The sequence below is a fragment of the Gordonia sp. QH-12 genome, from assembly GCF_001578675.1.
Taxonomy (GTDB): domain Bacteria; phylum Actinomycetota; class Actinomycetes; order Mycobacteriales; family Mycobacteriaceae; genus Gordonia; species Gordonia sihwensis.
Genome location: NZ_KQ969296.1, coordinates 1 through 25532, shown reverse-complemented (window position 1 = coordinate 25532; position 25532 = coordinate 1). Strand labels below are relative to the sequence as shown.

The window sequence follows — 25532 nt, the reverse complement described above, 5'->3', positions numbered from 1 at the left end:
TCTCACCGATTCGAGATCAGCGGCACCAGTTGTTCATCGTCGGTCCAGGCACCGTGATGACCGGCCATCGTCGACTCCATGGGCTCAGCGGTGGGACAGACGAGGACGCTCGTTCCTCGCGCCACCGCCAGAACGTCACCGATCCGGGACTCGATCGTCGGCACCGGAGGCGTGGGACCGAACCAGTGTTCGTCGAGCGCCTGCTCGCGAGTGACGATGCGGGCGTGCTCGCCGAGTGCCCCGGTCCATCGATCGGCCACGTCACGCACGGCGTCCGGATGGTCGGAGTAGACGTGCCGCACTCGGGCTTCGCCGGAGACCAGGCGGACATCGCGGCGCAGTTCGGGATCCGCCTCGAGGTCGATGGCCGCCCCCGCACGAATCATGCCGTGATCGCCGGTGATCAGCAGGGTGCACGTCGGGGGCAGGTCGTCGATCAGCTGTGCGACCATTGCGTCGACCGCGCCGAGCACGGCGCGCCACTGCGCCGACTCCGGCCCGGCGACGTGCCCGTGCATGTCGAGGTCCGGGAAGTAGGCGTAGGCGAATCGGCGCCCGCGATCGGTGTGCCGGGCGAAATCGAGGAGTCCGTCGCGCACGGAGTCGAGATCTGACGCCGGGTGGAGTCGTCCGGCCGTTCGGAACGCCGCCCGCGTCAACCCCGAACGCATCTGATAGCCCGGCACCACGTAGTGGACCTCGACACCGCTCCGAGCCAGCCGCTGCACCGAACTCTCCACGGGCTGAACGTCTTCCGGCACATGGGTGGTTCTCGCATCCGGCCCTTCGGCGCTGCCGGTCCGCCAGCGCAGCGCGTTGAAGTTCTCCGGTCCGGCGGCGGAGGGCAGCGCGAAACTGTATCCGATGATCCCGTGTGTGGCACAGGGTGCTCCGATCGCCAGACTCGAGATGCTCGAGGCCGTCGTCGCGGGGAACCCGGCTGCCAACGTGGTCCGCAGGTGCGCCGTCAGAGTCGGTGCCACGTCGCCGTGCCGCCGCAGGAGTTCGGCTCCCAGTCCGTCGATCAGGAGGACGGCGATGTCACGAGCCGGGGCCACCTCGAGCCCCTCGGTCTCGGCGCCGTCGAATGCGGCGGACACCGCGGGCAGGATGTCGGCGAGGGTATGACGCATGGCTCCCACTATGCCGGGCGCGGTTCCCGACTACGGTGGAGTCCATGGCGCCGCGCCCCGAATCCGCGCCCGATCGGGCGGCCAGTGCCCGCACGTTGACCGCGTTGGACGATCTGGTCGCACAGTGCCGGGCCTGTCCGCGGCTCGTCGCCTGGCGCGAAGAGGTCGCCACCGTCAAACGCGCGGCCTTTCGCGACCAGACGTACTGGGGTCGCGCCGTTCCCGGTTTCGGACCGGACGACGCACGGATCCTCGTCGTCGGGCTGGCTCCGGCCGCGCACGGCGCCAATCGCACCGGCCGGATGTTCACCGGCGACCGCAGCGGCGATTTCCTGTTCGCCGCACTGCACGCCGTCGGACTCGCGTCAGCGCCGCGTGCGGTATCCGCCGACGACGGCCTGCGGCTCATCGACACCCGGATCACGTCGCCCGTGCACTGCGCTCCGCCGGCCAACAAGCCGACGCCCGATGAACGTCGCCGGTGTGCGCCATTCCTGTCGCGGGAACTGGAACTGCTGGCACCGACCGTCCGGGTGGCGATCGCACTCGGCGGATTCGGCTGGCAGGCGCTGCTGTCGTCCCTCTCCGAGGGCGGTTGGATCGTGCCGCGTCCACGGCCGCGGTTCGGGCACGGCGTCCGCGTGGTGATCGACCATCCGAACGGCCGGCGTCTCACCGTTCTCGGATGCTTCCACGTCAGCCAGCAGAACACCTTCACCGGGCGGCTGACGCCGGAGATGCTCGAAACCGTCTTGCTGGACGCGAAGGCCGCAGCCACGCCGCCGGGCTCGACGGCACCGATAACGTCGAGGACATGACCACCGATCCCGAACCCGTCGAACTGTGCTGTCAACTCTGGGCCCGGCCCGGCCTCGCCGCCGATCTGTCGGCCTATGAAGACGAGGTCCTCGCCCTGCTACCCGATCACGGCGGGGTGCTTCTCGCTCGCGCGCTCGGTTCCGGCACCGCCGACGTTCCCGACGAGACGCAGCTGATCGGTCTGCCCGATCAGGCGGCCCTGGAGGCCTACCTCGCAGATCCGCGCCGGACGAGCCGGAGCGCCGAGCGCGATCGTGTCGTCGAGCGCACCGTGCTGTTCCCGGTCCGAGTCGTGACGCCGCACTGACGGTCACCGCATCGCGTCGGACGCCCTCGAATCGAGCAGATCGCGCAGCGCGTCGATCGTGTCCGCCTCGGCGGCGGGCTTGGCGTCGGCCCCGACGCGATAGCGTTTCACCCGCGCGAACCGCAAGGCGACCCCGCCCGGATAGCGCGATGACCGCTGCACGCCGTCGATCGCGATCTCCACCACCGTCTCCGGCCGCAGCGCGGTGACATGGCCCGCAGTGTCGACGGCGATCGTCGGAAAATGCGCGGTCTGCCATCGCAGCAGCTCGTCCGTGAGTCCCTTGAAGGTCTTACCCACCATGACGAATCCACCGGGCGGACCGAATCGCCCCGCCGGATCCCGCGCGCCCAGATGCAGGTTCGACAGCATCCCCCGCCGCCGTCCCGATCCCTGTTCGACGGCGAGCACGACCAGATCGAAGGTGTGCACGGGCTTCACTTTGATCCAGTGACTGCCACGGCGCCCGGCCGCGTACGTCGAGTCGAGCGACTTGACCACGACCCCCTCGTCGCCGGTGCCGACCGCCGCGGCGAAGAAGTCTTCGGCGAGGTGGCAGGCGGAGGGACCGGTCACCTCGATCCCGCGGATCATCCGCTCCCCGACGATCTCGGCCAGCACCCGCCGCCGACGCCGCAGCGGTGAGTCGATCAGGCTCTCGCCGCGGGCGTAGAGCACATCGAAGAACCACGCCGACAATGCGGTGCCGCCGCCGGAGCCGAAGCGACTCATCGTCTCCTGAAACGGCCGCGCCGCACCCGAGGGATCGAGAGCGAGTGTCTCGCCGTCCAGGACCAGGTCGCCGCCGGGGAACTCGGACACCAGTTCGGCGAGTTCGGGGACCCGGGAGGTGACGTCGGCCAGACTGCGCGTGTAGACGGTGACCGCGCCGCCGACGCGATGCACCTGGATCCGGGCGCCGTCGAGTTTCGCCTCTACGGAGGCCTCCCCCGTTTCGGCGACCGCGGCCGACGCGGACTCGGCCGTGGAGGCGAGCATCGGCGAGACCGGGACTCCCGGCGTGAGGCCGACTGCGGTGAGGTCGGATCCCGCACACGCCTGACGGACAGTGGTACCGAGGTCCCCGGAGAGCATCGCCGCCCGGCGCACCACTGCGGTCGGCAGACCGGCCGCGATCGCGGCCGCATCGGTGACCACGCTCTCGAGCGCACCCGTCCGCATCTCGGCGGTGAGCACCCGGATCAGATAGTCCTGTTCGTCGGCGGTCGCACGCGACATCAGGGCGTGCAGCGCCTCCGCCCGGGTGCGCACCGCACCGGGACCGCGCGTGTTCGCCAGCGTCGTGAACGCCGCGTCCACATCGCTCACGGTGAGCGACGGGGTCGCCGCCGGTTCGGTGCGAGCGGCATGAGCGGCACGCCGCCCGACTCCGAGCCGGCCTTGACGCGGGCGGCCCAGCAACAGTCCGACGGCCGCTGGAATCTCATCGGCCGACAGCGCTCGGAGAAGATCGGCGATCCGCTGTGTCTTGGCGTTGCGAGACCTCGTGGCGGTCACGTCCGCGGCCGTCTGCACGACGGCGTCGAGTCCTGTGCGTTGCTGTCGACTTGCGGTCACTCCACCGAGGATAGTGGGGCGCGCCCGCCCGCGGAGGTGTCGCGCACCGTCAGAACAACGGACCGGTGTTGCGACGAGCAACCCGCTGTGACGCGGAGATATCCGCACGACCACGCGGAGATCTACGGTGTGAGGATGGATCCAGTGCTGGCCGCGGGCGCGGTCATCGTCGACGACGGCGGACGAATACTGATGGTCAAACGCGGTCACGCACCGGAGAAGGGACGTTGGTCGGTACCGGGCGGACATGTCGAGGCCGGCGAGACCCTCGCCGAGGCGGCCGCACGTGAGGTCCGGGAGGAGACCGGCCTCGAGGCGGTGATCGGTAGGGAACTCTGGTGCGCGATCATCGATTACAGCGACGCGGAGACCTTCGAGATCCACGACTTCGCCGCGACGGTGATCGGCGGCGAGCTGCGCGCGGGCGACGACGCCGAGGACGCACGATGGATGACCGCTGACGAACTCGAACGTGCACCGCTCGTCGGCCGGCTCCGCGCGCATCTGCGTGCCGCCGGAATCCCACCCTCGGACCAGGTGGCGCCAAAGGGTCCCAGCTGATCGGCCGGCGGGGTTTACTCCCCCTATGAGCCTCCGACCGCGAGCCCCGGCGCTGCTACTGGCAGTGCTGATCGCGGCAGTGGCAGTGGTGGGCGGATGCGGCGGTCCCGACGGTGGGCGTAGCGGCGAAGGCATGCTCCGAGTGGGAACCGAGGGCACCTATGCGCCGTTCAGCTTCCACGACCCCGCGACCGGTCGACTCTCCGGCTACGACGTCGACGTGGCCGAGGCCGTCGCGCATCAGATGGGCATGCGGGCCGAGTTCGTGGAGGCTCCCTGGGACTCGCTGTTCGCAGCACTCGGCGCGGATCGATTCGACGTGGTCGCCAATCAGGTCACGATCACTCCGGAGCGGCGAGCCGAGTACGCGTTGTCCAGCCCGTACGCCGTCGGCGAAGGGCTGGTCGTGACACGGGCGGACGACTCGTCGATCCGGTCGTTGAACGATCTGAGGGGCCGCACCGTCGCCCAGACGGCGACGAGCAACTGGACTCAAGTCGCTCGCGACGCGGGTGCACAGGTGCAGACCGTCGAGGGTTTCACCCAGGCGATCACACTGCTTCGGCAGGGCCGGGTCGACGCGACGGTCAACGACAGCATCGCCGTGTACGCGTATTTCGCCGAGACCGGCGACTCGTCGGTCAAGATCTCGGCCAAGACCGGGCAGACGAGCGACCAGGCCTTCGCCGCCGCCAAGGGCAGTCCGCTGATACCGAAGATCGACCACGCGCTCGACCGTCTGCGGGCCGACGGCACGCTCACGGCGATCTCAGAGAAGTCCCGGCTCGCGGAGAACCCGATTCTCTCGCGACTCGCGCGGATCTACGTCTCGATCATCCGGGGCACCCCGCTGTTGGTCCAGCTGTTCATCATCTTCTACGCGCTGCCCGAGCTCGGATTCAAAGTGCCGCCGCTGCCTGCCGCCGCGATCGCTTTCTCGCTCAACGTCGGCGGGTACGCCGCCGAGATCATCCGCAGCGCGATCATGTCGGTTCCCAAGGGCCAGCGCGAGGCCGCCGCGACCATCGGCATGAACTACGCGACCACGATGCGCCGCATCGTGCTCCCGCAAGCGGCGCGGATCGCGGTTCCCGGTCTGTCGAACACGCTCATCTCACTGGTGAAGGACACCTCACTCGCCTCAACGATCCTGGTGACGGAGCTCCTGCGCGTCGCGCAGATAGCCGCCGCGCCCACCTTCGAGTTCTTCGCCCTGTACATGACCGCCGCGGTCTACTACTGGATCGTGTGCCTCGTGCTGTCGATGCTGCAGGGCGTCCTCGAGACCCGTCTCGGAAGGTTCATCCCGACATGACCGCACTCATCCAGGTCGATGGTCTGACGAAGGCCTTCGGTGACAACGAAGTGCTGCGCGGCATCGAGTTCAGCGTCGACTCCGGGTCGGTCACCGCGGTGATCGGCCCCTCCGGATCGGGCAAGACCACCCTTCTGCGGTCGCTCAATGCGCTCGACGTACCGGACACCGGTGTGATCCGGGTGGCCGACGTGACGATCGATTTCGCCGGCGACTACGCCAAGTCCGACATCGCCCGCTATCGGAGCCAGAGCGGATTCGTCTTTCAGAACCACAACCTGTTCCCCCACAAGACGGTCTTGGAGAACGTCATCGAGGGACCGGTGGTGGTGCAGCGACGGCCGGTGGCGGACGCGACCGCGGATGCGCGGCGGTTGCTCGACAGCGTCGGCCTGGGCGACCGGGCCGACGACTACCCGGCTCAACTGTCCGGCGGTCAGCAGCAGCGGGTGGGGATCGTGCGCGCCGTCGCGATGAATCCGAAGGTGCTGCTGCTCGACGAGCCGACGTCGGCACTCGACCCGGAACTGGTCGGCGAGGTCCTGCGGGTGATCCGCGACCTCGCGGCACAGAACTGGACCATGGTCGTGGTCACGCATGAGATCTCGTTCGCCCGCCAGGTGTCCGACCAAGTGTTGTTCGTCGACGGCGGCGTGATCGTGGAGCGCGGTCCACCGGAGCAGGTCATCGCCGCTCCCGAGCACGAGCGGACAGCTGCCTTTCTGCGTCGTCTCACCGACCCGATCTAGATCCGGCAGCGGTCAGGCCGGCGCCACCCGAGCGGCGCCGGTGTACACGTTCATCGAATCGCCGCGGAGAAAGCCGATGAGCGTGAGTCCCGACCGCTCGGCGAGTTCGGCGGCCAGCGAGGACGGGGCCGACACCGCCGTGAGCATCGGGATGCCGGCCATCACCGCCTTCTGCACCAGTTCGAAGCTCGCCCGGCCCGACACCTGCAGAATGGTTCCGCGCAGCGGCAGCCGGTCTCGTGTCAGCGCCCACCCGATCACCTTGTCGACGGCGTTGTGCCTGCCGACGTCCTCTCGCAGGGTCAGCAACTCACCCGACTCGGCGTCGAACAGCGCCGCCGCGTGCAGTCCGCCGGTGCTGTCGAAGGCTCGCTGTCCGGCGCGCAGACGTTCCGGCAGTTCGACGAGCAGCGACGGTCGCACCGTCGTCTCGTCTCCGCGCAGGTCGAACGCCGACGAGGTCTCCACCGCGTCGATGCTCGTCTTGCCGCAGATTCCGCATGCGCTGGTGGTCAGGAAGTCGCGCGCGGTGGCCGGTCCGGGCGGCGGGGTGTCCGCGGAGAGTGCGATGTCGAGCACGTTGTACGTGTTCTCCGTGCCGCCGGTGCCCGGCCCGCCGCAGTGGATCGCGGCCCGGAACTGCTCGGCACGGGTGATGACCCCTTCGGAGACGAGGAATCCCGCCGCGAGTTCGACGTCGGTGCCCGGTGTCCGCATCGTCACCGCCAGCGGCCGTCCGCCGATCCGGATCTCGAGTGGTTCCTCCACCGCGAGTCGGTCGGGACGACGCCGCGGCTCGTGTCCGATCCGCACCTTCGTCACCGGCCATCGGGCGGTAATCCTTCCCACCTGCGCCAGGGTATCCGCTGGGCCGGCCGATAGAGTCCCCACCGTGCAGACCCGTCCCGATCCCCTGCCTCGTGTGCCGCCGAGCGCGCTGGTGGTCGCTGCGGTGTTCAGCGTCCAGTTCGGCAACGCGATCGTCGGTTCGCTGTTCGACCGGGTGGGACCGTTCGGCGCCCCCGCCCTGCGACTCGGGTGCGGCGCGCTGATCCTGGCCCTTCTCGTCCGGCCACGGGTGCTGAGCTGGCCGCGGCGCACGTGGCTCGGCGTGCTGCTGCTGGGTCTGGGCCTGGGCGGAATGAACCTGTTCATCTATCTGGCGATCGATCGCGTTCCGCTCGGCGTCGCGGTCACCGTCGAGCTGATGGGACCGTTGGCCGTCGCCGCCGCGGGCAGCCGGCGCCTGATCGACGCCCTGTGGGTCGCGCTCGCCGCGCTCGGGATAGCGATGCTCGGCGTGCACGGCGGCGCTGCCTTCGATGTGCGGGGAGCAGGATTCGCGGCGATGGCCGCCCTCTGCTGGGCCGTCTACATCGTGGCCTCGGCCCGACTGGGAACCCGGGTGCACGGCGTCGACGGCCTGTCGGCGGCCATGCTGGTCGCGGCTGGAGTGATCGTCCCGATCGGACTGTTCCAAGCGGCGCCCGCGGTCGCCGACGACCCGGGCCTGCTCGCGGCGTTCGGCGGCGTGGCCGTGCTGACCTCAGTGATCCCCTACGCCCTGGAGTTCACCGCACTCAAACGGATGTCGACGCGCGTGTTCGGCGTGCTGTCGAGTCTGGGCCCCGCGGTGGCCGCTCTCGCCGGCTTCGTGGTTCTGGATCAGTCGCTGGACTCACGTCAGCTCCTCGCCATCGCACTCGTCGTCACGGCGAGCGCGGGCGTTGTTCTCACAGCCGCGCGGTGAGTGTCTCAGCGGGATGTGGTGACGGCCGAGGCGTCACGATTGAGCCGCAGCACCAGCGCGACGATCAGCGGCAGCTGACACGCTGCGTAGATGATGTGGAAGACGTAGTGCACGTTGGGATTCTGCGGCCCTGAGACTACGTTGCTCTGCGGTATGAGGCCGATCAGTGATGCGACCACCAGGATCCACGCCCAGATCAAGAGCAGCCAGCTCGACGCGGCACGAGCTCGTGGAACGAAGCCCAGCAGTCCGAGACCGAGGTAGACCGCGGTCGGAAACATGTTGGTGACGCTGAGCAGAGGCGTGGCCGGCATGTCGACGCGGTCGTGAATGAGCACCCCCGCCAGCGCGACGGCGGCGAATGCCAGGACGAGCACGTCGTCGCGCCTCGCGATGCGCCGATCCACCTGCGCCGACTTCGCTGTCCGCGTCCGCACCGCCACAAGAACCCACCTTCACTCCCTGCAGTGATGCCGATCCCTCGACCGCACTGGAGACTTCACCCCAGGACAAGGTAAGTGCATGAGAGCGGCAGAAATCTAGGGACCAAAGTAATCAGCCGGCGAGGAAATGTCGGGACATTCGGATTGCTCGACCGCTTTGCGCACTGTTCAATGTCCTCGTGTCATTTGAACGTACGACAAGAATCAGAATCGTCGCGATCATCGCAGCCGTCGGATCACTCCTCGGTTCGCCCGCCACCGCGTCGGCCGCGCCGGTGCGCACGTGCGTCGTCGATCCGGGGAACGCCACGCGAACGGTCACCTCCCTGATGGAACACTGCACCGCCGAGGAGATCCTCGGGTTGTTCGCCGATGCGCCGCTGGGCGTTCGTCCTCTCGGGAAGAAGAAGCTCTCCCTGCTCCCGGTGTTCCAGCTTCGGGGCCGGACACTGCCCCATGATGCGGCGAAGGCCTTCACTCGCACCCAGAGCGTCCTCGGGGACGCATTGACCTTCACCGAACGGGGCGGCCGCCCCTGGGTGTACAAGAACTACGTCTGGGGCACCGACGCCGGAGCCGAGGTGGTTCCCGCCGTCTCGCGCGTCGACGGTCGGCCGGTCTACGCCGCGGACTTCTCGGCTGATTTCCTCGGTGAGCCGGTCAGCCTCCATGAGTACCGTCAGCTCACGCCGGGTGTGTGGATCGCCCGCGACATCGGCGGCGGCAGCGGCCCCACCTCGACGCCGACGGGCGGGGTCATCGCGCTGAGCTGACCGGCCGAGGCCGCCTGCGTCACACCGGGATCCGTGCCCCCATCACGACGAGTTGCTCGCGCGGAAGCCGGAAGTAGTCACTCGCGTCCGACGACACGTGCGAACTCGCCAGAAACACTCGCTTGCGCCAGCCCGGCAGGCCCGGTTCGTCACTCAGACGCAACTCCACAGTCGACAGGAAGTACGTCACCGCCGCGGGGTCCACACCCACCGGAAGGTCACGGAGCGCACCGAGAGTCGCCGGGATGTCCGGCGGCTCGGCGTACCCGAAGCGGACGACGACGGCGCTGATCCCCTCGTCGTCGGCACCGAGGTCGATTCTGCGGACCCGCGCCGCAGGATCGACGCGGGGCGCGGTAGCGACCTCCACCGACACGAAGAGGACCTGCCGGTGCCGGACACGGTTGTGATCGACGTTCGCCCGGAACGCGAGCGGTGCGCTGGCCGGGTCGCGATTGAGGAAGACCGCCGTGCCGTCCACCACGTCGACCTCGCGCTCCCCCGACCGCAGCGATTGGAGGAACTCGTCGACGGGGCCCTCGAGCAGCGATCGACGAGCCGCTACCAGCAGGCGACCGCGCCGCCACGTCGTCATGATCGCGAAAGCAGCGAGAGCGATGACCAACGGCAGCCACGCCCCGTGGACGAACTTGGTGATGTTCGCCGCGAAGAACAGCAAGTCGACGGTCAACAGTGCGGCCGCGGCGGGCGCCAGCAGCCACCACGGGATCCGCCAACGGTGCCGTGCGACGACGAAGAACAGGATCGTGGTGATCGCGATGGTCCCGGTGACCGCCATGCCGTACGCGTAGGCGAGGGCGTCGGAACTGCGGAATGCGAACACCAGGGTGATCACCGAGACCATCAGGAACCAATTGAGCCACGGAACGTACACCTGCCCGTACTCGCGGTCGGAGGTGTGCACCAGGCGTAGACGAGGCATGTAGCCGAGACGAGCCGCCTGCGAGGCGACGGAGAACGCACCGGAGATCACCGCTTGCGCCGCGATCACCGTCGCCATCGTCGTCAGGATCACGAGCGGGATCTGCCCCCACTGCGGGCTCAGCAGGAAGAACGGCGCGCTCAGATTGCGGACGTCGTGAAGCACCAGGGCGCCCTGACCGAGATAGCAGAGTGTCAGGGCCGGCGCGACGATCAGGATCCATGCGGTGGAGATGGGTCTCCGGCCGAAATGGCCCATGTCGGCGTAGAGCGCCTCGGCCCCGGTCACGGCGAGCACGATCGCGGCGAGCGCGAAGAACGCGACGTGGAAATGACCGGCGACGAAACCGACCGCGTAGGTCGGCGACAGTGCGCGCAGGATGCCGGGTTCGGCTGTGATTCCGTGTATTCCGAGCACCGAGATGACGACGAACCACGCCGCCATCACCGGCCCGAAGTAGCGACCCACGCCGCCGCTGCCGAACCGCTGGGCGAGGAACAGCACGAAGACGATCAATGCGGTCAGCGGGACCACCCAGGAATGCAGCTCCGGATCGACCACTTTGAGGCCCTCGACGGCCGACAGCACCGAGATCGCGGGGGTGATGATGCTGTCCCCGAGGAAGAGTGCGGCTCCGAGGATGCCGAGTGCGGAGAGCACGATGAACGTCCGCGGATCGATCTGTTCCACCCACCGTTTCAGGAGGGTCATCAAAGCGAGAATCCCGCCTTCGCCGTCGTTGTCCGCGCGCATGGCGAGCAGCACATACGTGAGAGTCACGATGATCATCACCGACCAGAAGATCAGCGAGACCACGCCGTAGACGTTGTCGGACGTCGGCGCGATCGGGTGCGGGTCCCTCGGGTCGAAGACCGTCTGAACGGTGTAGATCGGACTCGTCCCCAGGTCTCCGAACACCACGCCGAGTGCACCGACGACCATCGCCGCTCGCAGCGGTCGCACCGCGCGCACTGCCTGTTCAGACATTCCTCGGACAGTACCCCGGACCGCGCGCAGACGGGGCCGGTAACGGCACGTGCGACCCCCGGCGCGGACGACAAATCCGCGACACCCTTGCGCGGCGGTGAGCGGGCCAGATAGCCTCGTGCGAATTAGAACGTGTTCTAGTCTGCTGGGACGGGGCACGCCAGATCACCGGGCACTGTGGTCTGTCACGTCGAGAATGAGGATGCACATGAAGGTCGCCGTCACCGGAGCTGCTGGATTCGTCGGAACCAACGTGGTCAACCAGCTCGTCGCCGACGGGCACGACGTCGTCGCCATCGACCGGGTGTCGCCGGCGCACGGCCTCGATCACCCGCAGGTGACCTGGACTGCCGCCGACATCTTCGACCACGACGCACTCGTCGCCGCGTTCGACGGCGTCGACACCGTGTATCACCTCGTCGCGATGATCACCCTCAAACAGCAGAACGAACTCGCCTGGCGAGTGAACACACAGGGCGTCGCATCCACCGCTCGAGCCGCGCTCGCCGCCGGTGTGCGACGCTTCGTCCACTGCAGCTCGATTCACTCCTTCGACCAGTACACCGACAACGGGATCGTCGATGAGAACTCCGCGCGCTCGGAGAATCCCGCGCTCCCGGTGTACGACCGATCGAAATGGGCGGGCGAGCAGGAACTGCGCAAGGTGATCGCGGACGGGCTCGACGCCGTGATCTGCAATCCGACCGGTGTGTACGGTCCCGTCGACCACGGACTCTCACGCATCAACGGCATGTTGCGCGACGCGGCGCAGGGCAGAGTCCCCCTGTTCGTCGAGGGCAACTTCGATCTCGTCGACGTCCGTGACGTGGCCAAGGGCCTCACCCTCGCCGCCGCGCACGGCGCCACCGGCGAGAACTACCTGCTCGGCAGTGAACAGGTCTGCCTCTTCGAGGCCATGCGCGCCGTCGCAGAGCTCTGCGGGCGATTCCGCCCGCTGTTCGCCGTACCGCTGCGTCTGCTGAACATGGTGGTCCCCATCGCCGAACCGATCAGCCATCTGTTCGGCTCCGACCTCGTCTCGCGTGCGTCCATCGCGGCGCTGGTCGCCCAACCCGTCGTCGACATCAGCAAGGCACGGACACAGCTCGGCTACGAGCCGCGGCCGTCCGCGGACACTCTCGCCGACCTCGTCTCCTTCCTGTGCGACTCGAAGCAGATGGGTTCCGCGCGCCCCCGGTCGGGCCGCGCGTTCGAGTCGGTCCTCCCCACCCCGGTCGGCTGACCCCGCCCCAGCCCCTCCAAGAACTCCCGCGCTGCTCGTCTCGCCCCCACCCGGGCGAGGCGAGCAGCGTTTTCGCATCTCACCATTATGCGACAGTCGCAAAATTATTATTGCGACGAGGTCTGGTGAGCGAGCGATCCCGGCCGGGCTGATCTTCAGGCTTACTGCGAGCGACCCCGCGAGGCCCAATCTTCGCGCTCACTGAGCGAGCGCGACCCAGTCAGGCCTCATCTTCAGGCTTATTGAGCGAGCGCCGCGAGTCGAAATGAACCACCACCACCGCAGGAACGACCCCGCCCCCACTGCGCTCGCTCGACCAGCCTGAGCGAACCACTCGAATTCGGGAGTGTCGCAAAACCAGGACCCGCTACTTTTGCGATAAATTGTGAGACATGAGAGACGATGAGGCCGTCTGCGCCGGGTACCGACTCGGCTATGCACGAGCGCCCGGAGGGTCTCAGCGACTCGAGGCACAGATCGATACGCTCACCGATGCCGGCGTAGAACCGTCGCGGATCTACAGCGACAGGTCCGGCGCCGGTACCCTTTCCTCCGAGCGCCCCGGCTGGGCAGCGCTGCTCGACTACGCGAGGCCCGGAGACACCACCGTCGTCGTCGGCGTCGACCGACTGGGCCGCACCGCACGCGAAGTGCTCTCGAGTGCGCGCGAACTCACTCGGCGGCGGATCGGACTGCAGTCGCTACGCGAGGGAGTCGATACCGCAGACCCCGCCGGAGCGATGATCGTCGGTGTCCTGGCGTCCCTCGCCGAGCTCGACGACGAGGAGCCGACATCGGAACACCGTCGGTCTCCGCATCGGCGCTCCCACGCCGCTTCCGGCGTCGGCCGGCCCCGCGCGCTGGACGAGACCCAAGCCGCCGCCGCCGAGCGCATGCGTGCCGCCGGCCATCCCGTACCCGCGATAGCCGCCGAACTCGGAGTCAGCCGAGCCACCCTGTACCGAACCCTCGCTGAAAGACGAACCCGCCGATGACCGCTCACTCCGCCGACCCTCAGACGACCGCGCCGCTCAGCGGTCACGCCACCGTGACGCGTCTGCCGACGTCGTATCCGCTCGTCGATCCGGAACTCGACGCATGCCTCGATCCGGACCTCTTCCAGCAGGGGTTCGACGAGTCGCTCGCCTACCTGTCGAGCCTTCCGCAGACGTGGGCGCGGCACCACGCGGCGTCAGTTCTCGAGAACGGCACCGACCCCGACGACGACCTGAGCTATCAGCGCGGTTACCGCGCCGGCCTCTACGGATTCCTTCGCCACGGCACCACCTGACACCCTCGCGTCGGTCTTACCTGCCGCGCGGCGTGAGAATGACCACGGGGATGTCCCGATCGGTCTTGCGCTGGTAGCCCTCGTAGCCGGGGTTGATCTTCACGATCGACGGCCACAGCCGCGACTTCTCCTCGGCGCTCGCCCGTCGCGCGGTCCATGACGTCGTCGTACCGTCGACAGTCACCTCCACGTCGGGGTTCGCTGCGAGGTTCTTGTACCAGTCGGGGTGGTCGGAGTGTCCGCCCTTCGAGGCGACGACCACGATCTGATCGGCCGAATAGATCGGTGCCGTGAGCATCGTCGACCGGCGCTGCCCCGACTTCCTTCCGATCGTGTGAAGCTCAAGAGTCTGCATCCCCAGCATCCGTTTCGGGAAGCGTCCGCCGGTGATCGCCAGGAGCGCGCGATGACCGTTCTCCAGAACCCAGGCACCGGCGGACGCGGTCGTGTCAGAGAGCTTCATGCGGCCCATTGTGCCGGAACGGCGCGGGCAGCGCCCTCGGCAGTCATGGATGACCGCTCAACCGACCGAACAGGTCACCATTCGTAGAATCCCTGCCCCGTCTTGCGGCCGAGATGCCCGGCTGCCACCTTGTCACGGAGTATCGCGGGCGGCTCGAACCTCGGTCCGATCTCCTTGGCGAGATGCTCGGCGATGGCGAGACGGACGTCGAGTCCGACGATGTCCGTGGTGCGCAAGGGTCCGGTGGGATGCTTGTAGCCGAGGGTCATCGCCGTGTCGATGTCCGCCGCGGAGGCGACACCTTCCTCCACCATCCGCATCGCCTCGAGTGCGATCGCCACTCCAAGCCGCGACGAAGCGAACCCCGGCGAGTCCGTGACGGTGATACCGGTCTTCCCGATGTCGCGCACCCACTGCTGAGCATCGGCGACCAGTGTCTCGGACGTCTTCGTGCCGACGACGATCTCGACGAGGTCGCTGGCCGGCACCGGGTTGAAGAAGTGCAGACCGATGAACTTCTCCGGTGAGGTGAGTGAATCGGCCAGACCGTCGATCGACAGCGAACTGGTGTTGGTCGCCACGACGGCGAGCGGAGCGGTCTTCTCTATGCGCGCCAGGACCTCCGCTTTGACCTCGACGATCTCCGGCACCGCCTCGATGACCAGTCCGCATTCGGCGAGGTTCTCAGCGCCGGTCGTGACGTCGGCTCGGCGAAGTGCGTCGTCGACAGAATTGGCGAGCACACCCCTCTCCGCCGCTTTGGTCAGACTCGAAGCGATCCGATCGCGAGCGCGGTCGGCGGCGGAGTCGTCCGCTTCGATCACCGTGACCGCGGTGCCGGAACGCAGGAAGGCGTGCGCGATCCCGGCTCCCATCCGTCCGCCTCCGTACACCCCGACCCTGGTGGGCAAGCTCATCTTCGTCTCCGTCTCTTGCATGGTCTGGTCCGGCCTGCGGGAATTCCGCAGCACCTCGATGTAGTCGTCGATACATGACATGGCGCGTCGATTCAGCCCGCGCCACCGACTCCGTCAGTCAGCGATTCCCGCAGTCGGAACTTCTGAATCTTGCCGCTGGGCGTGATCGGCAATTCACCGCGCGTGACAATACGTTCGGGGAGGTAATGCTTGGAGAGCCCTTGCGCGAGAAGGTATTCCGACAGCCCTGCGAGCGTGAGCGCGGGCCGGCCGTCCTTCATCACGAGCACCGCGCAGACACGTTCGCCGAGCCGTTCGTCGGGAATGCCGACGACGGCCGTGTTCAACACGTCGGGGTGGTCGAAGATCAACGACTCGATGTCGGTCACCGGGACGTTCTCGCCGCCCCGGATGACGATGTCCTTGCTCCGTCCCGACAGGGAGATCCAGCCGTGTTCGTCGATGCCGGCTCGGTCGCCGGTCGAGAACCACAGTCCCGGGCGATAGTCTCGCGATGTGGCATCGGGTCTGTCGAAGTAACCGTAGACCACACCTGGGCTCCGCATCAGGAGGTCGCCGACCACTCCGGTCGGGCACTCGTTGCCGTCGACATCGACCACGCGCATCTCCGAGCCCTCGAAGACCGACCCGTCGGTGCGCAGAATGGCGTCCGACTCCTTCGGCGTACACGAGACGAGGATGCTGCACTCGGTCATCCCCCAGGCGGGAGCCTCGTAGGCGCCGAGAGCCTCCGCGGCTTGGACCGGCAGATTCCGCGGTACCGACGATCCCGCGATCACCAGGCACGAGAGCGGGTTGTCCGCATCGCCTGCGAGATCGGTGCGCATCATGTCCTGCAGGAACGTGGGTGCGCCGAAGAAGGTGGTCACCCCTTCCTCCCGGATCACCTGCACGCCCCAGTCCGGGTCCCATCGGTCGACGTGCACGGCGGTACCGCCGAGAACGACGGTGAACACTCGGCCGGCGCCACGAGCTCGCCGCCGGTCTTGTACAGTTCTCGTCTACGGCCTGGACAAGGCCCTGGAGGTCGAGGTGATCGGCGGAGACGGCACCGGCGCCCACCTGACCGGACTCCTCAACACCAGCGGCGTGCAGATCCAGGCGTTCGCCACCAACGCCCTGACGTCCATCCGTAAGGCCATCACGGCCCAGGAAACCCTCGGCTACGAGCCGAGCGTCCTGTTCATCTCCCCGGCCGATTGGGAGGCCGTGGAACTCCTGGCCACCTCGGACGACGCCATCGCATTCCGAGTCGTCCCGATTGACCTCATGGAACGTGAGCTGTGGGGACTCCGCGCGGTCCTGACCACCGCGCTCCCGGCAAAGACAGCCGTGGTCCTGGACCCGTCGGCAGTGAGCGTGGACGTCGTGGGCGCGGCCGTCGATATCGAGTGGGACACCTCGGGCGAACTGTTCGAGCGCAACCAGACCCGCGTCCGTGTCGAGGGCCGGTTCGGCGTGAGCGTCTACCGCCCCGAGGCCATCGTCAAGGTCGGCACCGCCGCCTGACAATGACCCTCTGACTCCGAGGCCCAGGTTCCGCACTCCGCCGCGCGGCGCCTGGGCCTCGGTTCCGTTTCAACACAAGGAGATTCACGCCGTGGGCATCATGGACCATATCCCGCACTTCGGCATGGAGTGGAGCGGATCACGAGTCACCTGGCTGGCGAAGAACCTACCGTTCGTTGGGGACGTCGATCTCAGTTCCGCTGGCATCTCCCCGTTCCGCGATGGCGGCCAGATTCCGAACTTCCGCAACGGGGGCCAGATCCCCGACGACCGAGCCGCCCGGCCCCAAGTCTCACTAGCCCGTCTCCACCGCCAACACGGCACCAGCGGAGAGCGCGCGACGTCTGCGCAGCGAGCCGGCGGAGCACTCCCGACCAACCGCGCCCAGGCCACGGAGGCCAACATGGCCGCCCGCCGGCGCCAGGGCGGGGCGTCGGCACCGACCCGACGCCGGCCGAACCCACCACGAGCTCCACGGCACTCCGCCGGCCAGCACACCGGCATCGGCGCCGACATGGCCGCCCTCACTCCGGCATCGGCCGGACTCAGCGGAGGCGGACCCGTCGGACTCCACGCCGTCACCGGCGCGCGGCGCCAGAAACACGAGTTCTGTCCCGGCGTGGCCTGACCGTCATGCGCGGCCGGGATCACCACGCCTGTGAGGTAACGCGCTACCGCCGAAAGAGCTTCGGATTACTCGCCATGAGGTCCCGCGTGCGCTCGCCCAAGTGATAGAACTGGGTGGACTGACAGATCCACCTCGTGGGCGCTTTAGAACCTGCTACCCGGTTGAGTAGAGCACACATCAGGAGTATCCGTCCGCTCCTCATCAGGGTCGAAACCTCGTACGAGTCATACGAAACCAATGGGTCGTGTTTCAGAGCTGTGTATCGGTCCCAGAACAGACGCGCCCACTTGCACTCATCACCACCGACGAACTTCCGGAACGCTGAACCAACGTGCATAGCCAGCAATTCGGCGTACCCCTTGTTCTTGACCTTGGTCCACTTCGGCCTCGTAGTCGACTCCTTCTTGCACGCTCCGACCCAGTACTCGATAGCGACGGCGATGTTCATTAGCTCGACCTCGACCGTCGTCATGCCGAATCGGCGAGCGCTGGTCAACGGCCCCACCGCGCGGGGATGCGTCTCAGCCAACAACAGCCATCGCCGCACGCCTGGCGCACCACCAATTGCCCCGAGTGAGAAGGCCGGCCGCTCGGACTTCTCCGAGGCACGCTTTACCCCCTCGGGAACGTCCATGAGCGAATTGCTCCACAGCGCACCCTTGCTCGGCTCAACGTCCTTCCGGTAGTGAGGGACTAGCGAACCGCCGACGCACGGGACGAAAGCGTCGTAGGCCAAGTTGATTAGATCCTGGAAGGCAATCACCGGGCGAATGAGTTCATACCATGTACCGGGCCTAGATCTGGTGATGGTGAATGTCAGTGGTGTCGACGCCGCGAACTGATCGAACTGGCGCTCGCTAGCTTCCCAACTGACACCAATCTCCAGGGTCCGCCGGTCGCTGATCTCCGCAGTGATCGGAGTCACCCGGCGAACCGTGTAGGTCATTGTGTTGACCCGGCCGTCTGGCTGCCGGTCGTAGTCGATGTGAGCGCCCTTCGCTCCGCTCCACATGACAAGTCCATAGAAGTTCGCGGTGATCGAGACAACCTTCGCACTGGCTAGCTCGCTCGGGTCAACACCGACAACGAATCCGCGCGCGAGGTAGGAGCGTACAGAGATCTTGTTACCCCCCATTACGCTGTTCTCGGGGACACTTCGAATGTCGTAGGCAACCGTCCCGCCGACCTCAGTAGCGCCATAAACGGCGTCTGGCATGGGAGTACTCCCCGGCTGTGGGAGTCCCTCGTCGGGTCGTTTGATAGTCCGAATGGCGAGGTAGTCGTCCTGTTGCTCGGCATGCCCTTGCCAGGAGGTGTCGGCTCGGTTGTAGGTCGCCAGGTCTACCCAAAAATGACCCATAGTTCCACCGAGAGTCTCATCTACCTTCTTGTCCACCGCGTAATCAAAGCACGGACGAAGATTGCGGATTGACGCGCAAGAGTGGGCACGTAGAGGGCACACACGACTGTGACCAGCACATAAGTGCTGGTCACGACGTCGGGCTGACAGGATTTGAACCTGCGACCACTTGACCCCCAGTCAAGTGCGCTACCAAACTGCGCCACAGCCCGTCTGCTCCGCCTGGCGAAGCGAATTCACCTTAGCTCACCCGACGGCCAGACTGCTAATCGCCTGCGTACGGCTACTTTTCGGCGCGCTGACGGTCGACCGCGATCCAGATCGCGGAGACGATCAGAGCCCCGATGATGGAGCCGATGATGCCGCTGGGACGGAACTCGATACCGTCACCGGCGATCAGGCTGATCAAGAGTCCGCCCACGAATGAGCCGATGAGGCCCGAGGCCAGAGCCATGCCCCAGTTGAGCCCCTTGCGGCCGGTTCCGAGGATCAGTTGGGCGGCAGCACCGATGAGCATGCCCCAGAGGACGATTCCGATGATCAACATGCCGGAATTGTGCCACAGCGCCCGAGCACTACTCGTACTCAGGCGCTGTGGGCACGTAGTTACTTCTTTCGGTCGCGCTTGTCGCGCACACGGACGTTGATCCGCACGGGCGAACCGTCGAAGCCGAACCGCTCGCGCAGTTTCCGCTCCAGGAAGCGGCGGTACCCCGCCTCCAGGAAGCCGGTGGTGAACAACACGAAGGTCGGAGGTCTGGTCGCGGCCTGCGTGGCGAACATGACACGCGGCTGTCGCCCTCCGCGCACCGGCGGCGGCGTGGCGGCGATGATCTCCTTGAGCCACGAGTTGAGCTGACCGGTGGAGATGCGCTTGTCCCACGACTCCAGCGCGCCCTCGAGCGCGGGAACCAGCTTCTGGACGCTCCGCCCGGTCATCGCCGAGATGTTCACCCGCCGTGCCCATGGAACGCGCGCCAACTCACGGTCGATCTCGTTGTCGAGTTCGTAGCGGCGGTCCTCGTCGACGAGGTCCCACTTGTTGAACACGACGACGAGCGCACGACCGCTGTCGACGATCATCGACAGCACGCGCAGGTCCTGCTCGGTGATCGTCTGACTGGCATCGATCAGCAGCAGAGCCACCTCGGCCGAGTCCAGTGCCGCACGGGTCCGCAGCGACGCGTAGTACTCGTGCCCGGTGGCGTTCCGCACCTTGCGGCGCAATCCGGCGGTGTCGACGAACTGCCAGGGCTTGCCGCCCAGTTCGATCAACTCGTCGACGGGGTCGACGGTGGTGCCCGCGACGTTGTCGACCACAGCGCGTTCCTCACCGGCCAACTTGTTCAGCAGCGAGCTCTTACCGACGTTCGGCTTTCCGACGAGCGCGACACGCCGCGGACCGCCGACGGCGAATCGTTCGCGCGGCGACTCCGGCAGAACCTCGAGGATCTTGTCCAGGAGATCTCCGGTACCGCGGCCGTGAGCAGCCGAAATGGTGTGCGGCTCCCCCAGCCCGAGCGACCACAGCGATGCAGCCTCGGCTTCCATCCGCTCAGAGTCGACCTTGTTCGCCGCCAGCAGCACCGGGGTCTTCGACCGCCTCAGCACACGGGCGACGGCCTCATCGGTGGCAGTGGCGCCGACGGTGGCGTCCACGACGAGGACGATCGCATCAGCCGTGCGCATCGCGTACTCGGCCTGGGCGGCGATCGCCAGGCCCATCCCCTTGGCATCCGGCTCCCAGCCACCGGTGTCGGTGACCATGAACTGGCGGCCGATCCAGTCGGCCTTGTACGACACACGGTCGCGCGTGACACCCGGGACGTCTTCGACGACCGCCTCACGACGACCGAGAATGCGGTTCACCAAGGTCGACTTGCCGACGTTGGGCCGTCCCACGATCGCGACCACCGGCAGTGCGGCGCTCTCTCCCGCGGCGTCGTCGGTCACGAAATCGGACAGGTCCCAATCGCCCTCGTCCGACCATGTGCCGTCGCCGGCCAGGTTGGGGTCGGCGAACTCGGTGGAGAAATCGTCACTCATGGGCGGACTCCGATCCGCTCGGCGACCAGCTCGGCGAGCCGGTCGATCACTTGCTCAAGGGTCATGTCGCTGGTGTCGACCAGCACCGCGTCGTCGGCCGCGCGCAGCGGCGACACCGCTCGGGTCGAATCCAGATGGTCGCGACGGTTCACGCTGTCGAGGACCTCGGAGAGAATGCTCTCGCGGCCGGCAGCGAGATTCTGCCGGTGACGCCGCTCGGCCCGGGCCTCGGGCGTCGCGGTCAGGAACACTTTGAGTGCGGCGTCCGGGAACACCACGGTGCCGATGTCACGTCCTTCGACGACCAGGTACGCGTCGTCGGCGTGCGCGCGCTGCAGTTCGACGAGCTTCTCGCGCACCCGCGGGTTCGCCGACACCGCGGACACCGCCGCGGTGACCTCGTCGGTGCGGATCTCTCGGGAGACGTCTTCACCGTCGAGGAACACCTGGGTGTCCCCCGCGTCGTCGCCGCCGACCGTCAGCCGGATGTCGGCGGCGTCGACGATGTCGCCGACCTCGTCACCGTCGGGCCGAACTCCCGCCCGCAGGACGGCGAGCGTCGCGGCACGGTACATCGCGCCGGTGTCGAGCATGTGGGCCCCGATGCGGGACGCCAGCTTGCCCGAGACCGTCGATTTGCCGGTTCCCGCGGGGCCGTCGATCGCGACGACCCTCATCGACTCAGCAGCACTCGGTTCGCTGACGCCGGTCACATTCCCACCGCCTTGTACAGCGCGCCGATCTCCTTGTTGTCGAGGACGCGCAGGCTGCCGGGACGCTGCTTGCCGAGCGCCACCGGACCGATGTCGGTACGGACCAGTCGTGTCACGGGGAAACCGACCTCGGCGAGCAGGCGACGCACGACTCGCTTGCGGCCTTCGTGCAGGGTCAACCGGATCAACGACTTGCCCTGATTCACCTCCAGGAGTGCGAACGAGTCGACGCTCACCGGGCCGTCCTCGAGCTCCACTCCCCGACGCAGCTCTCGACCGAGCCCGCGGTTGACCTCGCCGCGCACCGTCGCCAGGTACGTCTTCGGCACCTCGTACGACGGGTGCATCAGGCGATGCGCGAGCTCGCCGTCGTTGGTGAGCAGGAGCAGTCCTTCGGTGTCGGCGTCGAGCCGCCCGACGTGGAAGAGGCGCTGACCGGCCATCACACGCTCGGCGACGATGTCACCGATGCAGGGTCGGCCGTGCTCGTCGCTCATCGTGGAGTGCCAGCCCTTGGGCTTGTTCAGCGCCAGGTACTGCTTGGACTCGTCGATGACGACGCGGGCGCCGTCGACCTTGATGATCGCGGTGTTCGGGTCGATCCGCAGTCCCTGCTCGACGACCACTTCGCCGTCGACCTCGACACGTCCGGCGGCGATCAGTTCCTCGGCGCCTCGACGGGAGGCGACGCCCGCCGCCGCGAGGACCTTCTGCAGTCGCATCCCGTCGGAGACGTAGGTGACGCCGTCGCCCTCCACCTCAGCCACCTGGTGGCGGGCGGGTTTGGAGTTGTTGAGGCGGATCTTGCCCGACTCGACGTCGACGCGGGAGCTGCCTTTGCGATGCGGCTTGCGGCTCGACGGCTGCTGTCCCGGACCACCCCGTTTGGCCGGCGCGCCGCGCTTGCCCGAGGGAGCGCCCTTCTTGCCTGCCGCGTTCTTGCCGCGTGCATTCTGTTTGTCCGACGACGAGCGGTTGGTCCCGCTCCCTCGTCGCTTTCCCGGTGTGCCGTCTCGGCTAGCGGATGCCATGAAGTGTCCTTCGACTGTATTGATTTTCAGGTGGTGTCACGGCCCGAGGCGGCTCAGCCCTCATCGGCCTCCGCCAATGCCTGCGCCGAGACATCAACATTCGATTGTGCCTGGCCACCGCCCAGTTTGGCGAATCGCGGATCGTCGAGGAGTTCCTCGCCGAGGTCGTCGATCACGTCGACGCCCGGAAGCAGGGGTGCGATGTCGGGCAGATCACTCAAGGACGCGAGACCGAGCCGCTCGAGAAAGAGCTCGGTGGTGACATACAGCGTGCCGTTCGTCGTCTCGTCGGTCCCGGCCTCGCTGATGAGCCCGCGTGCGAGCAGTGTCCGCACCACTCCGTCGACGTTGACTCCGCGGATCGCGCTCACGCGAGCACGGGTGACGGGTTGCCGGTAGGCGACCACGGCGAGCGTTTCGAGCGCCGCTCGCGTCAGCTTGCTCCGCGTGCCGTCGAGCAGCAGCTTCTCGACGTAGGGCGCGTAGTCGGAACGGGTGTAGAAGCGCCATCCGTCGCCGGCGAAGCGAAGGTCGATCCCACTGCCTGCCGCGGTGAGGTCGGCGCTCATCCGCCGAAGCATCTGCCGGACGCGTGTGCGGTCCTGACCGACAGCGGACGCGAGTTCGTCCACCGTGGCCGGCGTGTCGACGACGAGGAGCACCGCTTCCAGAGCGGCCCGCAACTCGTCGTCTTCCAGGTGATCGCCCTCGTCGATGCCGGCGTCCATGTCGGGTTCGTCCGTCCGCCCATGATCGCTCGTCATCCCCGGTTCTGTCGTCATCCGTAGTCCTCCGACTTCTCGATGTCGATCTCCTGTGCTTCGCGGTCGCCGGTCCAACAGACTTTGAGCTCACCGAGCGGCTCCGGCTGCTCGAACTGCACCGCGCGCTCCCGATACAGCTCGAGCAATCCCAGGAACCGGGCCACCACCTCGAGCCCGTTCGCGCACTCTGCCACCAATGCCCCGAACGTCAACCACTGACCATCCGCCGCGGTGAGCAGTTCGGTGAGCCGTTTGGCCTGTTCGGGCACCGACACCGTGGATCCGTGCAGGTGGTCGAGCCCGACGGTCGGCTTCGGCTTCGGTACGACGGCCGCCGCAGCGATCTCCGCGAATCGCTGCGGATTCACTCCCAGATCCACCTCGGGCAGGAGATCTTCGAACCTCGCCTCCAGCGAAACAGCGCGCGGATACCGTTGCAGCGCTGCCGCCTCCAGTTCGCCGAACAGGACGGCGACCTGCTTGTAGGCACGGTACTGCAGAAGCCTCGCGAACAGGAGGTCGCGGGCTTCGAGCAGCGCCAGGTCTTCGGGGTCCTCCACCTCGCCGGAGGGCAGCAACCGCGCGGCTTTGAGATCGAGCAGGGTTGCGGCGATCACCAGGAACTCAGTGGTCTGTTCGAGGTCGGCCTCGGCGCCCAGCGCCTTGGTGTATGCGATGAAATCGTCGGTCACCACGTGGAGCGCCACCTCTGTGACGTCGAGGCGGTGCTGGCTGATCAGGTTGAGCAGTAGGTCGAACGGCCCGGAGAAGTTGGCGAGGCGGACCTGGAAGCCGTCGCTCCGCCCGCCCGCCTCGGCGTCTGCCGTCTCCGGGCCGGAGGTCGCGGGCCCGTCGCCGACGGGGGTCAGAGTCTCCTCGGTCCCGGTCACGCCTGAGTCTCGTTGCGGGCGATCACCTCACGTGCGAGGTCGCGATACGCTTTCGCCCCCGACGACTTCGGCGCCCATGACGTGATCGGCTCACCGGCGACCGACGTCTCCGGGAACCGCACGGTTCGGTTGATGACGGTGTCGTACACGGCGTCGCCGAACACCTCGACCACGCGGGCCATCACTTCCCGCGAGTGCAGAGTGCGCTGGTCGAACATGGTGACCAAAATGCCCCCGAGTTCCAGCTTGGGGTTGAGTCGATCGTGAACCTTCTCGATGGTGTCGGTGAGAAGTGCGAGCCCGCGAAGGCTGAAGTACTCGCACTCCATGGGAATCACGACGTTGTCGGCGCACGCCAGCGCATTCACGGTGAGCAGGCCGAGCGACGGCTGACAGTCGATGAGGATGTAGTCGTAGCGGTCGGCCACCGGGTGCAGCGCACGGGCGAGCGCCTGTTCGCGCCCGACCTCGGTGACGAGCTGGATCTCGGCCGCCGACAGATCGATGTTCGACGGGAGCAGATCGAGTCCGTCGACGCGGGTGCGCATGAGGACGTCGTCGGTCGCCGCGTACGGCGGGACCAGGAGGTTGTGGACCGTCTCTTCGAGTTCATGGTGCGCCACCCCGAGACCGGCGGACAGCGCCCCCTGCGGGTCGAGGTCGACGAGCAGTACGCGTCGACCGCATTCGGCAAGTGCGGCACCGAGATTGATCGTCGAGGTGGTTTTGCCGACGCCGCCCTTCTGGTTGCACATCGCGACGATGACCGCCGGGCCGTGCTTCTCGCGGGGCGCGGGGTCTGGAATGTCGCGGTAGGGACGTCCCGTCGGCCCGAGCTTGTCCGCCGGCACGTCGAGTTGACCCTGCTGTGCTTTGCCGCGGGGGTTGGATGCACTCACCTGTTCGATGCTCCTCCCCGGTTGTGCACGCTGCGAAACTGGTCGTCTCGATCCTAATGTGTCGAGACGGACGTCCACGGCAGGCGCTCCGCAGACCTGCTGCACCTGGCCGGTCCGTCCATGATCGCCCGACGTCGCAGCCGCAATCGGCGGCGTCGGAGTATCGGCCGAGTCCTCAACCTCGCCTTGAGACTGAAGCCGACCGCCCGTCGGCGGCCGAACGGGATAGCCGTCGCGACAGCGCGATTCACAGCCTCGGTTGCGGCAACGGCGGCGGCTGGGGTTGGTGGTCCGGGAGGAGTTCGGCGTGGTGGATCTGGTTGATCCGCCACCGTCGGGCGGTGCGGTTGTCGCTCGGTCGCCAGGCGATGCGCCCGGCGTGGGGTCCGTCGATCAGGA

General features: G+C 67.3%; 28 protein-coding genes, 1 tRNA gene and 1 pseudogene. 12 read left to right on the top strand and 18 right to left on the bottom strand.

The genetic code is table 11. From position 1 onward, the window contains the following. Positions 1–2: 2 nt before the first annotated feature. Complete coding sequence (locus Y710_RS13660) at positions 3–1133, bottom strand: alkaline phosphatase family protein (RefSeq protein ID WP_062367691.1); 1131 nt, start codon at positions 1131–1133, stop codon at positions 3–5. A 44-nt stretch (positions 1134–1177) separates the two neighbouring features. On the opposite strand from Y710_RS13660, the gene Y710_RS13655 reads away from it, so the two are divergent. After that, positions 1178–1951, top strand: coding sequence for a uracil-DNA glycosylase (locus tag Y710_RS13655; protein WP_062367690.1), 774 nt, complete (start codon positions 1178–1180; stop codon positions 1949–1951). Further along, positions 1948–2259 (top strand): hypothetical protein, encoded by a 312-nt coding sequence (locus tag Y710_RS18560; protein ID WP_039866854.1) that lies wholly within the window; start codon positions 1948–1950, stop codon positions 2257–2259. The genes Y710_RS13655 and Y710_RS18560 overlap by 4 nt, the downstream gene beginning before the upstream one ends. Before the next feature lie 3 nt (positions 2260–2262). Here the strand turns inward: Y710_RS18560 and Y710_RS13645 are convergent, their stop codons facing one another. Beyond that, positions 2263–3837, bottom strand: a complete 1575-nt coding sequence (locus Y710_RS13645; RefSeq protein WP_062367689.1) for an ATP-dependent DNA ligase — start codon at positions 3835–3837, stop codon at positions 2263–2265. Between the two features lie 135 nt (positions 3838–3972). Here Y710_RS13645 and Y710_RS13640 point away from each other — a divergent pair, with 135 nt between their 5' ends. Genes Y710_RS13640 through Y710_RS13625 form a run of 3 tightly spaced genes read left to right on the top strand, consistent with a single transcriptional unit; the run spans position 3973 to position 6462 of the window. Next, positions 3973–4398 (top strand): NUDIX hydrolase, encoded by a 426-nt coding sequence (locus tag Y710_RS13640; protein ID WP_062367723.1) that lies wholly within the window; start codon positions 3973–3975, stop codon positions 4396–4398. Between the two features lie 25 nt (positions 4399–4423). Further along, complete coding sequence (locus tag Y710_RS18555; protein ID WP_082781321.1) at positions 4424–5713, top strand: ABC transporter substrate-binding protein/permease; 1290 nt, start codon at positions 4424–4426, stop codon at positions 5711–5713. Next, entirely contained in the window at positions 5710–6462 is a 753-nt protein-coding gene (locus Y710_RS13625) for an amino acid ABC transporter ATP-binding protein (protein ID WP_062367688.1), read from the top strand. The genes Y710_RS18555 and Y710_RS13625 overlap by 4 nt, the downstream gene beginning before the upstream one ends. A gap of 12 nt (positions 6463–6474) precedes the next feature. Here the strand turns inward: Y710_RS13625 and fdhD are convergent, their stop codons facing one another. Beyond that, positions 6475–7311 (bottom strand): formate dehydrogenase accessory sulfurtransferase FdhD, encoded by an 837-nt coding sequence (fdhD, locus tag Y710_RS13620; protein WP_062367687.1) that lies wholly within the window; start codon positions 7309–7311, stop codon positions 6475–6477. Positions 7312–7354: 43 nt separating this feature from the next. Between fdhD and Y710_RS13615 the strand changes: the two genes are divergently transcribed. Further along, entirely contained in the window at positions 7355–8212 is an 858-nt protein-coding gene (locus Y710_RS13615; protein ID WP_062367686.1) for an EamA family transporter, read from the top strand. Positions 8213–8217: 5 nt separating this feature from the next. On the opposite strand, the gene Y710_RS13610 is transcribed toward Y710_RS13615, so the two are convergent. Next, positions 8218–8655 carry a hypothetical protein gene (locus tag Y710_RS13610; RefSeq protein ID WP_062367685.1) on the bottom strand — a complete coding sequence of 146 codons (438 nt, stop codon included), beginning with the start codon at positions 8653–8655 and terminating at the stop codon, positions 8218–8220. Positions 8656–8834: 179 nt separating this feature from the next. Between Y710_RS13610 and Y710_RS13605 the strand changes: the two genes are divergently transcribed. Continuing rightward, the gene (locus Y710_RS13605) at positions 8835–9428 is read left to right on the top strand and encodes a hypothetical protein (protein WP_231875746.1); all 594 of its coding nucleotides are present in this window, start codon (positions 8835–8837) and stop codon (positions 9426–9428) included. A 19-nt stretch (positions 9429–9447) separates the two neighbouring features. Here the strand turns inward: Y710_RS13605 and Y710_RS13600 are convergent, their stop codons facing one another. After that, positions 9448–11358: a potassium transporter Kup gene (locus tag Y710_RS13600; RefSeq protein ID WP_231875745.1), complete on the bottom strand. Its 1911-nt coding sequence runs from the start codon at positions 11356–11358 to the stop codon at positions 9448–9450. 208 nt (positions 11359–11566) lie between these two features. Here Y710_RS13600 and Y710_RS13595 point away from each other — a divergent pair, with 208 nt between their 5' ends. The 3 genes from Y710_RS13595 (at position 11567) to Y710_RS13585 (ending at position 13892) form a co-directional block, all read left to right on the top strand. Next, positions 11567–12601 carry an NAD-dependent epimerase/dehydratase family protein gene (locus Y710_RS13595; RefSeq protein WP_062367684.1) on the top strand — a complete coding sequence of 345 codons (1035 nt, stop codon included), beginning with the start codon at positions 11567–11569 and terminating at the stop codon, positions 12599–12601. A 392-nt stretch (positions 12602–12993) separates the two neighbouring features. Continuing rightward, positions 12994–13596: a recombinase family protein gene (locus Y710_RS13590; RefSeq protein ID WP_062367683.1), complete on the top strand. Its 603-nt coding sequence runs from the start codon at positions 12994–12996 to the stop codon at positions 13594–13596. After that, complete coding sequence (locus Y710_RS13585; protein WP_045538890.1) at positions 13593–13892, top strand: hypothetical protein; 300 nt, start codon at positions 13593–13595, stop codon at positions 13890–13892. Before Y710_RS13590 ends, Y710_RS13585 begins: the two co-directional genes overlap by 4 nt. 16 nt (positions 13893–13908) lie before the next feature. Here the strand turns inward: Y710_RS13585 and Y710_RS13580 are convergent, their stop codons facing one another. From Y710_RS13580 to Y710_RS13570, 3 genes are all read right to left on the bottom strand, one after another. Then, positions 13909–14355, bottom strand: coding sequence for a nitroreductase/quinone reductase family protein (locus Y710_RS13580; RefSeq protein WP_045538898.1), 447 nt, complete (start codon positions 14353–14355; stop codon positions 13909–13911). A gap of 74 nt (positions 14356–14429) precedes the next feature. Next, positions 14430–15272, bottom strand: a complete 843-nt coding sequence (locus Y710_RS13575; RefSeq protein ID WP_062367720.1) for a 3-hydroxyacyl-CoA dehydrogenase family protein — start codon at positions 15270–15272, stop codon at positions 14430–14432. Positions 15273–15364: 92 nt separating this feature from the next. Further along, positions 15365–16249 (bottom strand): AMP-binding protein, encoded by an 885-nt coding sequence (locus Y710_RS13570; protein ID WP_082781320.1) that lies wholly within the window; start codon positions 16247–16249, stop codon positions 15365–15367. Here Y710_RS13570 and Y710_RS18550 point away from each other — a divergent pair. Beyond that, complete coding sequence (locus Y710_RS18550) at positions 16242–16802, top strand: phage major capsid protein (RefSeq protein WP_231875744.1); 561 nt, start codon at positions 16242–16244, stop codon at positions 16800–16802. The genes Y710_RS13570 and Y710_RS18550 overlap by 8 nt on opposite strands. A 91-nt stretch (positions 16803–16893) precedes the next feature. Then, positions 16894–17430, top strand: a complete 537-nt coding sequence (locus Y710_RS13560) for a hypothetical protein (RefSeq protein ID WP_006895126.1) — start codon at positions 16894–16896, stop codon at positions 17428–17430. Positions 17431–17473: 43 nt separating this feature from the next. Here the strand turns inward: Y710_RS13560 and Y710_RS13555 are convergent, their stop codons facing one another. The 10 genes and pseudogenes from Y710_RS13555 to Y710_RS19160 form a co-directional block, all read right to left on the bottom strand. Next, positions 17474–18826 (bottom strand): ApeA N-terminal domain 1-containing protein, encoded by a 1353-nt coding sequence (locus Y710_RS13555; RefSeq protein ID WP_062367682.1) that lies wholly within the window; start codon positions 18824–18826, stop codon positions 17474–17476. Positions 18827–18928: 102 nt separating this feature from the next. Next, a tRNA-Pro gene (locus Y710_RS13550) sits at positions 18929–19002 on the bottom strand. A 71-nt stretch (positions 19003–19073) separates the two neighbouring features. After that, positions 19074–19337: a hypothetical protein gene (locus Y710_RS13545; protein ID WP_045537997.1), complete on the bottom strand. Its 264-nt coding sequence runs from the start codon at positions 19335–19337 to the stop codon at positions 19074–19076. A gap of 59 nt (positions 19338–19396) precedes the next feature. Continuing rightward, positions 19397–20836: a ribosome biogenesis GTPase Der gene (der, locus tag Y710_RS13540; protein ID WP_006898304.1), complete on the bottom strand. Its 1440-nt coding sequence runs from the start codon at positions 20834–20836 to the stop codon at positions 19397–19399. Then, entirely contained in the window at positions 20833–21513 is a 681-nt protein-coding gene (gene cmk, locus Y710_RS13535; RefSeq protein WP_039868219.1) for a (d)CMP kinase, read from the bottom strand. Before cmk ends, der begins: the two co-directional genes overlap by 4 nt. A 32-nt stretch (positions 21514–21545) precedes the next feature. Continuing rightward, positions 21546–22580, bottom strand: coding sequence for a pseudouridine synthase (locus Y710_RS13530; protein WP_062367681.1), 1035 nt, complete (start codon positions 22578–22580; stop codon positions 21546–21548). A gap of 53 nt (positions 22581–22633) precedes the next feature. Further along, positions 22634–23308 (bottom strand): SMC-Scp complex subunit ScpB, encoded by a 675-nt coding sequence (gene scpB / locus Y710_RS13525; protein WP_231875748.1) that lies wholly within the window; start codon positions 23306–23308, stop codon positions 22634–22636. 50 nt (positions 23309–23358) lie between these two features. Continuing rightward, the gene (locus Y710_RS13520) at positions 23359–24234 is read right to left on the bottom strand and encodes a segregation and condensation protein A (protein ID WP_045537992.1); all 876 of its coding nucleotides are present in this window, start codon (positions 24232–24234) and stop codon (positions 23359–23361) included. Further along, complete coding sequence (locus Y710_RS13515) at positions 24231–25133, bottom strand: ParA family protein (protein WP_006898309.1); 903 nt, start codon at positions 25131–25133, stop codon at positions 24231–24233. The genes Y710_RS13520 and Y710_RS13515 overlap by 4 nt, the downstream gene beginning before the upstream one ends. A gap of 247 nt (positions 25134–25380) precedes the next feature. Continuing rightward, positions 25381–25532: pseudogene (locus tag Y710_RS19160) on the bottom strand (HNH endonuclease); the annotation flags it as partial.